The sequence below is a fragment of the Frondihabitans sp. PAMC 28766 genome (assembly GCF_001577365.1).
GTDB lineage: Bacteria > Actinomycetota > Actinomycetes > Actinomycetales > Microbacteriaceae > Frondihabitans.
Genome location: NZ_CP014513.1, coordinates 3,243,988 through 3,258,611, shown reverse-complemented (window position 1 = coordinate 3,258,611; position 14,624 = coordinate 3,243,988). Strand labels below are relative to the sequence as shown.

General features: G+C 70.3%; 13 protein-coding genes. 12 read left to right on the top strand and 1 reads right to left on the bottom strand.

The features are described from left to right. Positions 1–15 precede the first annotated feature (15 nt). The 12 genes from coaD to AX769_RS15475 all read left to right on the top strand — a co-directional run bounded on the left by coaD (position 16) and on the right by AX769_RS15475 (position 13,899). A complete protein-coding gene (gene coaD / locus AX769_RS15530) occupies positions 16–558 on the top strand; it encodes a pantetheine-phosphate adenylyltransferase (RefSeq protein ID WP_066281129.1) in 543 nt (180 codons plus the stop codon). A 74-nt stretch (positions 559–632) separates the two neighbouring features. Beyond that, positions 633–1,589 (top strand): MoxR family ATPase, encoded by a 957-nt coding sequence (locus AX769_RS15525; protein ID WP_082764094.1) that lies wholly within the window; start codon positions 633–635, stop codon positions 1,587–1,589. A 228-nt stretch (positions 1,590–1,817) separates the two neighbouring features. Then, on the top strand, positions 1,818–2,855 hold the full coding sequence (locus AX769_RS15520; protein ID WP_066281124.1) for a DUF58 domain-containing protein: 1,038 nt from the start codon (positions 1,818–1,820) through the stop codon (positions 2,853–2,855). Continuing rightward, the gene (locus AX769_RS25745; RefSeq protein WP_066281121.1) at positions 2,848–3,468 is read left to right on the top strand and encodes a transglutaminaseTgpA domain-containing protein; all 621 of its coding nucleotides are present in this window, start codon (positions 2,848–2,850) and stop codon (positions 3,466–3,468) included. Before AX769_RS15520 ends, AX769_RS25745 begins: the two co-directional genes overlap by 8 nt. Then, positions 3,408–5,117: a DUF3488 and transglutaminase-like domain-containing protein gene (locus AX769_RS25740; protein WP_082763857.1), complete on the top strand. Its 1,710-nt coding sequence runs from the start codon at positions 3,408–3,410 to the stop codon at positions 5,115–5,117. The genes AX769_RS25745 and AX769_RS25740 overlap by 61 nt, the downstream gene beginning before the upstream one ends. A 73-nt stretch (positions 5,118–5,190) precedes the next feature. Beyond that, entirely contained in the window at positions 5,191–5,727 is a 537-nt protein-coding gene (locus tag AX769_RS15505; protein ID WP_369824033.1) for a DUF177 domain-containing protein, read from the top strand. A 69-nt stretch (positions 5,728–5,796) separates the two neighbouring features. Then, on the top strand, positions 5,797–6,000 hold the full coding sequence (gene rpmF / locus AX769_RS15500) for a 50S ribosomal protein L32 (protein ID WP_066281115.1): 204 nt from the start codon (positions 5,797–5,799) through the stop codon (positions 5,998–6,000). A gap of 84 nt (positions 6,001–6,084) precedes the next feature. Beyond that, on the top strand, positions 6,085–6,828 hold the full coding sequence (rnc, locus tag AX769_RS15495) for a ribonuclease III (RefSeq protein WP_082763856.1): 744 nt from the start codon (positions 6,085–6,087) through the stop codon (positions 6,826–6,828). An 11-nt stretch (positions 6,829–6,839) separates the two neighbouring features. Continuing rightward, complete coding sequence (mutM, locus tag AX769_RS15490; RefSeq protein ID WP_066281110.1) at positions 6,840–7,829, top strand: bifunctional DNA-formamidopyrimidine glycosylase/DNA-(apurinic or apyrimidinic site) lyase; 990 nt, start codon at positions 6,840–6,842, stop codon at positions 7,827–7,829. A 709-nt stretch (positions 7,830–8,538) separates the two neighbouring features. After that, positions 8,539–8,931 (top strand): hypothetical protein, encoded by a 393-nt coding sequence (locus AX769_RS15485; protein ID WP_066281107.1) that lies wholly within the window; start codon positions 8,539–8,541, stop codon positions 8,929–8,931. 95 nt (positions 8,932–9,026) lie between these two features. Beyond that, positions 9,027–12,545 carry a chromosome segregation protein SMC gene (smc, locus tag AX769_RS15480; protein WP_066281103.1) on the top strand — a complete coding sequence of 1,173 codons (3,519 nt, stop codon included), beginning with the start codon at positions 9,027–9,029 and terminating at the stop codon, positions 12,543–12,545. Between the two features lie 70 nt (positions 12,546–12,615). Next, positions 12,616–13,899 carry a PrsW family intramembrane metalloprotease gene (locus AX769_RS15475; RefSeq protein WP_157887665.1) on the top strand — a complete coding sequence of 428 codons (1,284 nt, stop codon included), beginning with the start codon at positions 12,616–12,618 and terminating at the stop codon, positions 13,897–13,899. 96 nt (positions 13,900–13,995) lie between these two features. Here AX769_RS15475 and AX769_RS15470 read toward each other — a convergent pair whose 3' ends face one another. Further along, positions 13,996–14,616, bottom strand: a complete 621-nt coding sequence (locus AX769_RS15470) for a histidine phosphatase family protein (RefSeq protein ID WP_066281097.1) — start codon at positions 14,614–14,616, stop codon at positions 13,996–13,998. Positions 14,617–14,624: the final 8 nt, after the last annotated feature.

Here is a 14,624-nt window from a genome sequence, read left to right as displayed (position 1 = left end):
GGATAGGGTGTGCGAATGAGCACGATCGCCGTCGTTCCCGGGTCTTTCGACCCGGTGACCCTCGGGCACCTCGACGTCATCGCCAGGGCTGCCGCCATCTTCGACGAACTCCACGTGCTGGTGGTGCACAACCCCGCCAAGAACGCCCTGATCCCGGTCGAGAAGCGCGTCGAGCTGATCGAGCTCGCCCTCGACGAGGCGCGCAGCCCCGAGAGCGGCTCGTTCGGCAACGTCTCCGTGACGAGCTGGAGCGAGGGGCTGCTCGTCGAGTACTGCACCCGGGTCGGGGCGAAGGTGCTCGTCAAGGGCATCCGGTCGCAGGTCGACGTGGCGTACGAGACGCCCATGGCGATCATGAACCGCAGCCTCGCCGGCGTCGAGACGGTCTTCCTCTTGCCCGACCCCGCGCACGCGCTCGTGTCGAGCTCTCTCGTGCGGCAGGTCGCAGGCCTCGGCGGCGACGTGACGCCCTACGTGCCGGCAGGCGTCGTCGACTACCTGCACGACAAAGACAAAGAGAACGACAAAGACGACGAAAACGACGGTACGGGCCGATGACGACCACGACCACCGACACGCAGACCCCGGACGACTCCCGACAGGGCCCCTCGCCCCAGCCGGTGCCACTCGCGATGGAGCTCGCAGAGGTGCAGCATCACGCCCGCGACATCCTCGAGGCCGTCGGCACGGTCATCGACGGCAAGGCGGGTGCCATCTCGACCGCTCTGACGGTGCTGCTGGCCGAGGGGCACCTCCTGATCGAGGATGTGCCCGGCGTCGGCAAGACGCAGCTCGCGAGGGCTCTCGCCAAGGCCGTCGACGCGCGGGTCAGCCGCATCCAGTTCACCCCCGACCTGCTGCCGAGCGACATCACGGGCGTGTCGATCTTCGACCGTCAGAAGAACGAGTTCGAGTTCAAGCCCGGGCCCGTCTTCGCCAACATCGTGATCGGCGACGAGATCAACCGTGCGTCGCCCAAGACGCAGTCGGCGCTGCTCGAGAGCCTCGAAGAGAAGCAGGTGACCGTCGACGGATTCTCGCACCCGCTGCCCGATCCCTTCCTCGTCGTCGCCACGCAGAACCCCGTCGAGATGGAGGGCACCTACTCGTTGCCCGAGGCGCAGCGCGACCGGTTCATGGCGCGCATCTCGCTCGGCTACCCCGACGCGCAGAGCGAACTCCGCATGCTCCGTCAGCGCGAGACGGCGAGCCCGCTCGAGTCGCTGCGGCCCCTCGTCACCCTGGTCGAGCTGCGCCGCATGATCACGACCGTGCGGTCGGTCTACGCCGCTTCGGTGGTCGAGCAGTACGCCGTGAGCATCGTCCAGGCGACTCGCACGCACCCCGATCTGCGTCTCGGCGCGAGCCCCCGCGCGACCCTCCAGCTGATGCGGGCGGCGAAGTCGTGGGCGGCGCTCAACGGGCGCGGCTTCGTGATCCCCGACGACGTGGACGCACTCAGCGGCGCCGTTCTCGGCCACCGCCTGATCCTCGCCGGTCGTGCGGGCGCCGGGGCCGTCTCGGCGGCGTACGACATCGTCGCGTCGATCGTGGCGTCCACCCCGGTTCCCCTCGACGACGCCGTCTGAGAGACAGAGCGTGGACGACCTCCGACGGCGCTGGCCCCGGCCCACCCGCCGCGGCGTCGGCGCGCTCGCGGCCGGTGCGGCCGTCGCCCTGGTCGGCTCGCTGCTCGGCGCCGGCCCTCTCCTCTTCGGCGGCCTGGCGATCATGGCCCTCGTTCTCGCCGCTCTCGTCGCGGTCTCCGTCCGCGTCCCCACCGTCGTCGTGTCGCGCCGGTTCACCCCGATCGTGCGGTGGCCGGCTGGTCGGTGCTCGAGAGCGTCACCGTCAGGGCGCCGGGATCGGTCGGCGCGGTGTCGGTGCGGGTGCGCGACACCGTCGGCTGGCGACGGATGCACTCGAGCGAAGGCGTCGTGACGACGATTCCGGCGGGCTCGTCTTCGACTGTGTCGTTCGTGCTGGACGACCTGCCCCGCGGGCGTCATCGCGTCGGCCCGGCCCTCGTCGATGTCGTCGAGGGGTTCGGGATGGCACGTCGACTCGTGTCCGTGCCCGGGCGCAGCGAGCTGACGGTGCTGCCCGAGGTCGTGCCCATCGGTTTCGGGCGCGAGAGCCGGTCGCTCGGCGAAGGCTCTCGTCTGCGACGCGATCACAGCCAGACCGGCGGCCAGGACGACCCGATCACCCGCGAGTACCGCCGCGGCGACGCCATGCGCCGAGTGCACTGGAAGGCCACGGCGCGCCAGGGCGAACTGATGGTGCGGCAGGAGGAGCAGCACGGGCTGCCCTCGACCCGCGTGATCGTGCCGGTGGCGAGTGCCAACTGGAGGGACTGGCATCCTGCGCTCGGTTCCGGTCGGCCGGTCAGCGACGGCTTCGAGTGGGCGGTCTCGGCCGCCGCGTCGATCGCCGTGGCGTACGGGCTCGCGGGGTCGCAGACCCGCGTGGTCACCCTCGACGGCTCGACGGTCGCCGTGCACGACCCGTCGACGACACCGCTCTTCCTCGATCTGCTCGCCGACCTCGAGCTCGACGACGACTCGTCCGACCGCAGCCCGGAGGCGTCGCCCCGCGAGCCCGTCATCGCAATCGTCTCGAGCCTCGGCGACGCCGACCGGCAACAGCTCGGCCGCACTCGTGGCCCCGGGGTCAGCGGTGTCGCCGTCGTCGTGCACCTCGACCTCGACCCGCTCGTGCCCGACGACACGGCCGCCGACTCGCCGTCGGCCGTCGCGTCGGCCCTGCGAGCCGACGGTTGGCACGTCGTCGACGCCGACTCGGTCAGCGACGTCGCACTGGTGCTCAGCACAGCGGGGGTCTTCGGTGGTTGACCTCGTCACCCGACCCGCGCCGCCTGCGTCCGACGGTGGTGGCGAACTACCCGCCCGCTTCGCCCCCGGGCACGCCCGCTGGGGGCTGACGCTCGCCCTCTGGTTCACCCTGTTCGCCTCGATCGCGAGCCTCGGGCCGCTTTTCCAGGGTTCGGGCTGGCTCGTCGGCGTGGCGTTCGTGACCGCCCTGGTGTTCGCGGCGATGGCGTCGGCCCGCGCGGTGCACTGGCCGGTGGTGGCCGTCTACGTCGCGGGCCTCGTGGTGGCGGCGATCGCCTGCGTCGTGACCGTGTCGGGCGGCACGGCCGTCCTGGGGTTCATCCCCACCAGCGAGACGGCCGAGCGGGTGCGCCTTCTGCTGCAGCAGGCGAACGAGACGATCGTGGCCGGCCAGGCGCCGGTGACGGTCTCGCCCGCCATCCTGGCGGTCGTCATCGCGAGTGTCGCCGCCGCCTCGATCGTCGTGGACCTCCTGGCACGTGCCGGCAGGATCCCGACGCTCACCGGCGTCGTCTTCGTGGTCGTCCTCGCCGTCCCGTCGCTCATCCCGGGGTGTCGCCCAACTGGTTCTGGGTGGTCGTCACCGTCGTCGGCTACGCCGCCGTCCTCCTGATCTCAACCGGGCGGCGCCCCTCCCGCGCGACGCTGGTCACCGGCGTCGCAGCCCTTGCGGTCGCCGGCATCGTCACGAGCCTGCTGCCGTCGTCGCTGTCGACGGTGCTCCAGGACGCGAACACGGGCGCGGGCATCTCGACCGGCGTCAACCCGGCGATCAATCTCGGCGACGACCTCCGCCGCGGCACCTCAGTCGACGTGCTGAGTTACACCTCGTCGTCGTCGGCGGGGGAGTACTTGAAGCTCGTCGACCTCGTCGACTTCTCGGGGCGGCGGTGGAGCCCGGCGCAGGTGTCGTTGAAGGCGGCCGACACGGTGACGAAACTGCCGCCCGCGCCCGGCATCTCGAAGTCGACGCGCCGATCGACCGAGTCGACCAAGGTGTCGGTGAGTCTGTTGCGGAGCCCCTATCTGCCCATCCCCGTCCCGGCCACCAAGGTCGTCGGGGTGGACCAGAAGTGGAAGTATGTCGACGCCTCCGGGGTGACGGTCCGCTCGACGTCCGAGAGCACGCCCGGCCTGCACTACACGGTGACGTCGCGCCCGGTGAACCCGACCCGCGCGCAGATCGTCAAATCGCTCGGCGACACGCCGGCCGACCTCTCGGCGTACACGAACGTGAAGGGTGTGCCCGCCGACATCGGCACGCTCGCCAAGAAGGTCACGCAGGGGGCGGCCAACCCGTTCGACGCTGCCGTCGACCTGCAGGACTACTTCCGGGACGGCGACTTCACGTACTCGACGACGACACCGGTGCGCGAGGGATACGACGGCACCGGTCTCGACGCCATCGAGGTCTTCCTGAAGCGTAAGAGCGGCTACTGCGTCCACTTCGCGTCGGCCATGGCCGTCATGGCGCGCACCCTCGGGATCCCGTCCCGGATCGCTGTCGGGTTCCTCCCCGGCACGCAGGACCCCCGCACCGGGGCTTGGACGGTCACGAGCGACGACCTGCACACGTGGCCCGAGCTCTACTTCCAGGGGCTCGGCTGGGTGCCGTTCGAGCCGACGGTGGGGCAGGGCACGACGGCCGCCTACCTCCAGCAGAACGGCGCGACGGCCAGCGCCTCGCCGAGCGCCAGCGCCTCGCCGTCGACCTCCGACACACCGGTGCCGACCGCTACGGCCGCGCCGTCGCAGCTGGCGGTGCCCACCACCTCGGCGGCAGCCACGTCCAGCGCCCAGGCCGCCGGCACCTCGTCGACGAACTCGCTTCCGCTCGGCGTCGCCGGTCTCGTAGTGCTGATCCTGCTGGCTCTCACGCCCTGGTGGCTCCGCACCTCGCGGCGGCGGCGGCGCCTGGGCTCGGGCCCGCCCGACGCGGCCCTGGACTCGTGGCGCGAGGTGGTCGACTCGGCGCGCGACCTCGGCATCTCCGCCGACCCCGGCGAGACCCCCCAGGTGCTGGCCGAACGGTTCCGAGCGCTGGTCGCCGGGTCGCAGGATGCCGAGGAGGCCGTCGACGCCCTGCTGGCCGCCGTGCAGATGGAGCGGTTCGGCGATTCGCCGGCGGCAGCGTCGGTGCACGACGCCGCTCGGGTCGTTCTCGGCGGGCTCCGGTCGCACTCGTCGCCGGCCGCCCGGGCCCGCGCCACGCTGGCGCCGCGCAGCCTCTTCGTCGAACCGAGAGCCCGCCCGGCACAGTGATGACGGCACGGGGCTTGTGGGCGTACAATTGACCCTCGTGCCTCATTTCGAAAAGACCCCCTACACGGTTCCCGTGTACGACCTGGTGCACCGCCCGGGCGAGATGCGCGAGAGCGAGCTCGACCTGGTCGTGCCCGCCAAGCTCGGTGAAGGCCTCATCGCCGTGCCGGAGGGCTCGACGCTCGAGATCGACCTGCGCATCGAGGTGCTCCACGACGGTCTCCTGACGTCGGGGCACGTGTCGGCAGAGGCCGTTGGCGAGTGCAGCCGATGCCTGAAACCGATCGACCAGAGTGTCGAGGTCGATTTCGCCGAGCTTTTCGCGTACTCTGACGACGAAGCTTTCGACTACCGGGTTCAAGACGATCACGTGGATCTTGAACCAGTGGTGAGAGATGCAGTGGTTCTCTCACTGCCCTTCCAACCGGTTTGCCGGCCTGACTGCCCAGGTCTCGACCCCGAAACGGGCGAGCGCGTGGAAGACATGGTCGACTACCACCCCCGTGAAGTGCTCGACCCGCGCTGGGCCGTGCTGGGAGAGCTTTCCGAGCTCACCGAGCGTGTCGGCGACGGTGTGACGGCCGACGGAGACCCCAAGCCCACCGATTGATCGTGCGCCTACGCCTGACGGCGGGCCGCCGAGCAACACAGATCAGTACGAAACAGAGAAGAGACAGTCATGGCAGTTCCGAAGCGCAAGCAGTCGCGCAGCAACACGCACGCCCGCCGTTCGCAGTGGAAGGCCGCGCCCGTCACGCTCGTCAAGAGCATCGAAGGCGGCAAGACCGTCTACAGCCTCCCGCACCGCGCGAAGGTCGTCGAAGACAGTGCCGGCACCGCTCTGTACCTGGAGTACAAGGGCCGCAAGGTCGCCGACGTCTGAATCGCTGCAGGCGCGACTCGCTAGGCGAGCTTCGCGGCTGACGAGGGCCCCTTCGCGGCCCGCACAGCGCAGTAACATCACCTCATGAGTCAGCCCGAGTCAGGTTCAGCACCGTCCGTCGACAGTGCCCCTGACCGGGCTGATCTTGTGTCGTTCCTCGATGTCGCCCTCAGCCCCGAGCTGCTCGAATTGGCACTGACGCACCGCTCGTTCGCGTACGAGCACGGCGGCATCGGCAACAACGAGCGCCTCGAGTTCCTCGGCGACTCCATCCTCGGCCAAGCCGTGACGGTGATGCTCTTCCGTGAGAACCCCGACCTCGACGAGGGCGATCTCGCGAAGCGGCGCGCCAGTCTCGTGTCCACCGTGGCCCTCGCCGAGATCGCCCGCATCATCGGGCTCGGCCAGTACATTCGGCTGGGCCGCGGCGAAGAGATGACCGGCGGCCGCGACAAGCATTCGATCCTCGCCGACACGGTCGAGGCCGTCATCGGTGCGACCTACCTCGACGCCGGCCCGGTCGCCGCCACCAGCCTCGTCATGCGCCTGATCGCCCCCCTGCTCGCCGACCCCGAGCGCTTCGGCGCCGCGATGGACCCGAAGACCAGCCTGCAAGAGCTCGCCTCGTCGCTCGGTCGTGGCATGCCCAACTACGTCATCACCGATTCCGGCCCCGACCACGACAAGCGCTTCCACGCCGTCGTGCGCCTCGGCAAAGACGAGATCGCGTCGGGCACCGGCAGCAGCAAGAAGACCGCCGAGATGGCGGCAGCTCTCGAGGCGTGGACGCTGCTGTCGGCTCCTGCCGACTCGCCCGACTCGATCTAGGCCGCCGCCGCTTGCCTGAACTCCCCGAAGTCGAGGTCGTCCGCTCCGGCCTTCATCCCGCCGTCACCGGCGCCGTGGTCGAGCACGTCGAGATCCTCGAGCCGCGATCCCTGCGCCGCCACGACGGCCCCGCCGACGACTTCGTCGATAGGTTGACCGGGGCGACGCTGCTCTCCGCCGTTCGCCGCGGCAAGTTCCTCTGGTTCCCGTTCGCACCGGCCACGGTGGCGCCCGAACCGCTCGCGCTCGTTGCCCACCTCGGCATGAGCGGTCAGGTGCTGCTGCGCGATCCCGCGCTGGGGTCGTCCTCCGACCGCCTGCTCCGCATCCGCCTCGACGTCGTCCACCCCGACCTCGGCCGGCGCAGCCTCGCCTTCGTCGACCAGCGGATCTTCGGTTCGATGGCTCTCGACGCGACCGTGCCGGTGCCCGACGGGGCACCTGCCGGCTACTCGGGGTCGAGTCTGCTGGGCCACACGCCCGCGGTCGGTTCCGTGCCCGAGACCTTGACCGATCAGGATCCTGAGGCCTGGGCCCTGCGCATCCCTCACCAGGTCGCCCACATCGCGCGCGACCCGCTCGACCCCGCCTTCGACGAGCGTGCGTTCTCGCGTCGCCTGCGCGCGCGCCGCTCGGGCGTGAAGCGGGCCCTCCTCGACCAGACCCTCGTCTCGGGCATCGGCAACATCTACGCGGACGAGTCGCTGTGGGCGTCCAAGATCCACTTCGACCAGCAGGGCGACACGCTGTCGACGCGGAAGGTGGCGCTGCTGCTCATCGAGATCCGCGCGGTGCTCTACAAGGCACTGGGCGAGGGCGGCACCAGCTTCGACGAGCAGTACAAGAACGTGAACGGCGAGTCGGGCTACTTCTCGCACAGCCTCAACGCCTACGGGCAGCAGGGCAAGCCGTGCCCCCGGTGCGGCACACCCATCCGTCGCGTGCAGTTCATGAACCGCGGCAGCCACTTCTGCCCGCGTTGCCAGCGCCTCAGCCCCTGAACTCCGCCGACCGGCACAAGATCTAGCCCGCGGAATAGAGCACACGCCGCTGACAGGAGTGTTGCTGGGGCGGCGGGTTATCCACACTCTCGTTACTTCTCCACAGATCTGCTCTGCGGCCCCCGGGCCCAGGCCTGATTCGTCACGATGCTGAGATGAACTCCTCGCACCAGCCGATCCGCTCGTCCGACATCGTCGTCACCTACCGGGACGACCGAGATCTCCGTCGACGTGCGGAGCACGGTTCTCTGACAAGAGTGGCGCCTGGCGTCTACTTGGAATCGGGGGCGTGGCATGCTCTCTCGCCACGTGACCGGTTCATCGTGCGGATACGCGCGACGGTCGACAGACTCCCTGGGCGCGTGGTCGTCTCACACTGGTCTGCCGCCGCCGCGTGGGGTTTTCCGACGCACGATGGCTGGCCGGCACTCGTCGATGTCATCGATCCATCCCGAACCACGACAAACCGCACCACTCGTGTGCGACGCCGGCCGGGCGACTTGGTCGACGCCGATGCCCGCGACTGGGATGGCTTGTCAGTGACATCACCGGCGCGAACGGCGGCGGACATCGCGCTGACCAACCCGTTCGAGGCCGCGGTGCTCGTCTTCGATCACGGGCTGCACGAGGGCTCTTCACCCGGGAGGACATCGAACTGCAGTTGGCCCGTCGTCCGTCGGCTCGCCGTCTGGGCACGGCTCAATCCGGCTTGGCCTTCGCGTCGGAGAAGGCCGAGTATCCCGGTGAGTCCTTCAGCCGCATCGGCATGGCGGCTCGAGGCTTTCCCGCGCCCGTGTTGCAGCAGTTGTTCCGGGACAGTCAGGGCAAGATGTTCGCGGACTTCTGGTGGCCGGACTTCGGCATCGCGGGCGAATTCGACGGCGACTGGAAGTACAGCGACGAGCGTTTCCTCCGCGGCCGAACGGCCGCCCAGGCCGTCGCCGACGAGAAACGGCGGCAGAACCGGCTGGAAGCACAGCCAGAGGTACGCCGGGTCGTGCGGTGGGACTACGCCGTCGCCCGGAACCCCGACGAGTTGGCACGGCGTCTCCTCGCCGGCGGGCTGCCGCGCTCGCGCTCCGGAGACCGGCGTGCGCTCTAGTCCGCGGGCTAGAGCGTGTGCCGGTTGCCGGAGTTTTGGCGCCGCGCCGCTAAACTCCCCTCACACCGCGACGGCAGGATCGAGAGGGGGCGGCCATGTATCTCAAGAGCCTCACCCTCAAGGGTTTCAAGTCGTTCGCCCAGCCGACCACGTTCGCCTTCGAGCCCGGGGTCACGTGCGTCGTCGGGCCGAACGGCTCGGGCAAGAGCAACGTCGTCGACGCGCTGGCCTGGGTGATGGGCGAGCAGGGCGTGAAGACTCTCCGCGGCGGCAAGATGGAGGACGTCATCTTCGCCGGCACCTCGACCCGGGGCCCGCTCGGCCGCGCTCAGGTGATCCTGACCATCGACAACGCCGACGGCGCGCTGCCGATCGACTACACCGAGGTGACGATCAGCCGCACGCTCTTCCGCAACGGCGGCAGCGAGTACGCGATCAATGGCGACAACTGCCGGCTGCTCGACGTGCAGGAGCTTCTGAGCGACTCCGGCCTCGGCCGCGAGATGCACGTGATCGTGGGGCAGGGGCAGCTCGACGCCGTCCTGCGCGCCACGCCGGAAGAGCGCCGCGGGTTCATCGAGGAGGCCGCGGGCATCCTGAAGCACCGGCGCCGCAAAGAGAAGACGCTGCGGAAGCTCGAGGCCATGCAGACCAACCTCACGCGTCTGAGTGACCTCGCGGGCGAGATCCGGCGCCAGCTGAAGCCGCTGGGCCGCCAAGCCGAGATCGCCCGCGAGGCGCAGGGAATCGCCGCCGTGGCGCGCGACGCCAAGGCGCGACTGCTCGCCGACGACGTGGTGCAGCTGCGAGCCGTGCTGACGGCGCAGTCGAAAGACGAGAACGAGCGCAAGAGCGAGCGCATCGTGCTGCAAGAGCAGCTCGACCAGAACAAGCTGCGCGAGCAGCGGCTCGAGCAGGCCATGGTCGGCGATGCGGTCGACGACGCCCGCCGAGTCACGTTCGGCCTCGAATCCGTTCAGGAGCGACTCCGCAGCCTCTTCAGCCTCGCGAATCAGAAGCTCACCCTGCTCGCGCAGCAGGCCGACGCTCCCGGCGTCGCCACCAGCGTCTCGGCCGGGATGGTCGCCGACGCGCAGGACGAGGCCGAGCGCCTGCAGGCGGGCGTGGCCGAAGCCGAGCTGGCCGTCGCCCAGGCCGCAGCCGAAGTTGCCACCGCCCGTGCCTCGCTCGACTCCCTCGACGAGGAGATCGCCGCGCAGAGCGCCCTCGTCTCGAAGCACGACCTCGAGGTCGCCCGGCTCGCCGGGGCCGTGGAGGTCGCGCGCTCCAAGCTCGCAGCGGTCAGAGGCGAGCAGCTGCGGCAGACCAATGCGCTCGAGGCGGCCCAGGCGCGTCTGGAGACCAGCCGCGCCGAGTTCGCCGCCCTCGAGAAAGACGAGGGCGAGGCACCAGGATCCGACGTCGATCACGACGCGATCACCGCCGCGGCCGACGCGCGTGCGACGACGGCCCAGGGCGAGGCCGACCGTCTCCGCGACGCCCTCCACACCGCCGAGCGCGAGCGCGACTCGCTGGCGGCCCGAACGAGCGCCCTGTCGCTCGCCCTCGACCAGAAGGACGCCTCGAGCGCCCTGGTGAAGTCAGGCCGGCCCGGTGTGCAAGGGCTCGTCGCGGAGCACGTGCAGGTCGATGCAGGCTACGAAATCGCGATCGCCGCGGCCCTCGGCTCGGTGGCTGACGCGGTGCTGGCCGACGACCTCGACGCCGCGGTGGGGGCTGTGCAACACGTCACGGCCGAGGAGCTCGGCCGGGTGGAGGTCGTCGTGGGGAGCCCCGCGCGCCCCGTGACCCGGGCCGACGTGGCGCTGCCGGCCGGCGTCGTCGCCGCTGTCTCCGTCGTGAAGGCGCCCGATGGCATCCTGGGGGTGCTCTCGGCCACGGTCATCGCCGACGATCTGGGGGCCGCGCGGGCGGCTTCGGCCGCTCTCGCGCGCGGCGCCGTGCCCGTCACTGTCATCACTCGGGCGGGGGAGGTGCTCACCGACTTCGTCGTGCGCGGCGGCTCTGCCGGCGGTCGGTCGCGACTCGAGCTCGTCGCCGAGCGCGACACCGCCGCCGAGGCGCTGACGACGGTGAGCGTCGAGATCGAGCGTCTTGCGGGGCTACTGGGCACGGCGCGTGAAGAGCTCGCCGCGGCCCGCACCGCGGCCAAGGAGGCGCAGGCTGCCGCCCGCGAGCACGAGAGCCGTCTCGCCGCGCACGGGCAGCGCGCCGGCCGTCTGCGGGCGCAGCTCGAGGCGGCCGAGGCCGAGGCCGAGCGACTCGCCGGCGCCCTGTCGGCATCCGTCGAGTCGGTACACCAGGCCGAGCGTGCGGTCGCCGCTGCCGTCGCTGCCGCCGACGAATACAGCTCACAGCCGCGCCCGATCTTGGACGTCTCCGAGCGTGACGGAATGCTCGCCGAGGTCGAGAACGCCCGCGGCGTCGAAATCGAGCGGCGCATCCAGCTCGAGACGATCCGCGAGCGGGTTCGCGCCGAGTCGTCGCGCGCCAAAGACCTGCAGCGTCAGCTCGACGAGCAGCGCGCTGCCGCCGAAGAGCAGGCCCGACAGACGGTCATCCGCCAGCGGCAGATGGCCGCGACGACCTCCGTGCTCGACGCCCTGCCCGCTGTGCTCGACGCGGTCGACGGCTCGGTGGCCGAAGCACGGGCCGTGCTCGCCGAGCGTGAGGGCGAGCGATCGACACAGAACGCCGAGCTCGCCTCACTGCGTGCGGAAGAGCGAGTGTTACGCGAGCGCCTCCACTCGGTCACCGAGAACGTGCACGGCCTCGAGATGGAGATCTACGAGAAGAAGCTGCACCTCTCCAGCCTTCTCGAGAGGGCAGGGTCCGAGCTCGGTCTCGTCGAGAGCGTCCTGGTCGACGAATACGGCCCCGACGTCGAGATCCCCGCCGCCGGAGAGGGCGACGAACCCACGCTCTATGACCGCAACGAGCAGAAGGCCCGCCTGCAGAGGGCCGAGCGGACCCTCGCCCAGCTCGGCCGCGTCAACCCGCTCGCCCTCGAAGAGTTCGCCGCCCTCGAGCAGCGCCACAAGTTCTTGACCGACCAGCTCACCGACCTCACCTCGACCCGCAAAGACCTGCTGACGATCATCGACGAGATCGACGAGAAGATGCAGACGATCTTCCAGGCCGCCTTCGACGACACGCGCGATGCGTTCAACCGGGTGTTCCCGATCCTCTTCCCCGGCGGCTCGGGCAGCATCCAGCTGACCGACCCCGAGAACCTCCTCGAGACGGGCATCGAGGTGACGGTGAAGCCCGCCGGCAAGAAGATCGAGCGGCTCTCGCTGCTCTCGGGCGGCGAGCGATCGCTGGCCGCCGTGGCCCTCCTGATCGCGATCTTCAAGGCGCGGCCCTCGCCGTTCTACATCATGGACGAGGTCGAGGCGGCGCTCGACGACGCCAACCTCGGCCGCCTGCTGACGATCTTCCAGGATCTCCGCGAGTCCAGCCAGCTCATCGTCATCACGCACCAGAAGCGCACGATGGAGATCGCCGACGCGCTCTACGGCGTGTCGATGCGACAGGACGGCGTGTCCGCCGTCGTGGGGCAGCGCGTCGTGACCGAGCCCGCATCCGCGTGATCCTGCCCTCGGCGTGGTTCGCCCCGAACGGGGCGGGGCGTTCACAGCACGCGGCAGGTAGCCTTCGAGGGTGAGGGGATACTGGCCACCGCCCATCTGGGTGCCTGCAGAGCGACCGAACCACAAGTGGATCGGGCGTTTCGGCGGGCTCTGGATCGGAGCCGCAGGCGCCGTGCTGTTCGTCTACCTGATCGTCGTGGGCGCGATGCTGCTGCACAACGGCGCCGATGTGACGGTCGGCCTGCTGGTCGGCTCCGTGACCGTCGCCGTGGCGTTCGTCTACACGATGGCCTACAGGATCGGGCCGCGAGACACGATGACGATGTCTCGCCTCCTGCTCGCCTTCGGTCTCGGCGGCCTCATCGCTGTCACTCTCGGCTCGACGTTCGACTCGCTGCTGACGAAGGCCGCGCCGGGCGTCGGCACGGCCCCGAGCATCACAGTGCTCGCCCTCGCCGGCATCTCGGAAGAGCTGGCGAAGATCCTCGCCGTCGTGCTCGTGTCACGGAAGCTCGCCGACAAGAGCATGCGCAACGGCCTCTTCCTCGGCGGGGCCGTCGGGCTCGGCTTCGCAGCGCTCGAAGATCTCTCGTACGCCTACAACTTCTACGCGAACCCGCCGGCCGAGCTGCACCTGTCGCACCTCGGCGCCGTGTTGGTTCTCGTGCCGACCCGCGCGATCCTGACGCCCGTGCTGCACCCGCTGTACACGGCGCTGTTCGGCGCCGCGCTCTTCTCGTCGTCGCGAAACGGTCGCTTCCGCATCACCTGGCGGGTCGTCTACGCGTACCTCGGCGTCGCCCTCGCACACGGGCTCTGGGACGGTGGTGCGGGCCTCCTGCAGGTTCCCGCCTTCGCGTCCTTCCAGATCCTCCTGGCGCCCTTGGTGGTCTTCCTCGTGTATCCCGGCGTCATCGTCGGCGCAGGGCTCATCTGGATCAAGGTCGCTCGTCGGGCGCGGTGGCAGTTCCAGTTGCCCGTCGCCTGGTGGCTGGCCCCTCCGCCGTTCGGGCCGCCCTCGCCGCCACCCCTCGCGTGGCAGGCGCCGCAGCAGCCCGCCCTCGATGCCGCTCGGGCTGCGTGGGAGACCGCGCCGCGATCCGCCGCGCTGCCGGCCCGGCAGCTGCCCGCACCCTCACCCGTCGCGGCGCCGTCCGCTCCGGCACCGTGGGCCCAGGCGCGCTCGCCGTGGCAGGCATCCCTCGACGCGCCGCCGCCCGCCGGTGCTCCGGTCGACGGCCCGCCGCCGTCGGAGACCTCGACTGACACGACGCCGCCGGCAGAGGCTCCGGTCGACAGCACGCCGCCGCAGAGCCCCGTCGACGCCACACCTCGCCCCGGCCGCCACGTCTGATCGCCACGACCCTCGAGCCCGGACACGACTGTCGGCCCAGGTCCGTCGCGGTGTGCGCACTCGAGGGTCTGAGCCGCTGACCGCGGCGAAGGCGCGTCAGCCCTGGTCGCCCACCACGGTCGCGACCTCGTCGAGCTCGTCCGCGATGCTGTCGACGGGCTCGCCGTTGACGGTCAGCACGCGCCATTCGCCGTCCACCCACTCGACGGTGTTGGCGGCCGCGTTGTGGATGTGGCCGACCTCGCGGCCGAGGATGGCGGCGAGGGTGAAGCGGATGATGGTGCCGTGGCAGACGACCACGATGTTCGCGTCGTCGTCGTCGAGGGGGAGGCGGGTGTCGCGGATGTCTTCGAGGGCGCCGAGGCCGCGCGCCGCGACCGACTCGCGGGTCTCGATGTCGGGGAAAGAGGCATCGGGCTCGTCGGGGATGGCCTCGTCCGCGACGGTACCCTCGCGCGACGCGTAGTCGCGCTCGATCAGCTCGGGGTAGGCGTCACCGAGCTCGATGCCGATCTGCGAGGCGATGATCTGGGCGGTCTCGCGAGCCCGCATGAGCGGCGACGAGACGATGGCCGCCCAATCGTAGGGGCGCAGCAACTCGGCTGCGGCGTGCGCCTGCTCGCGGCCGGTCGCGTTGAGCGGGATGTCCGACGAGCCCTGCAGCTGGTCGTGGAGGTTCCAGTCGGTCTGTCCGTGACGGATCAGTTCGAGGCGCATGTTCTTCG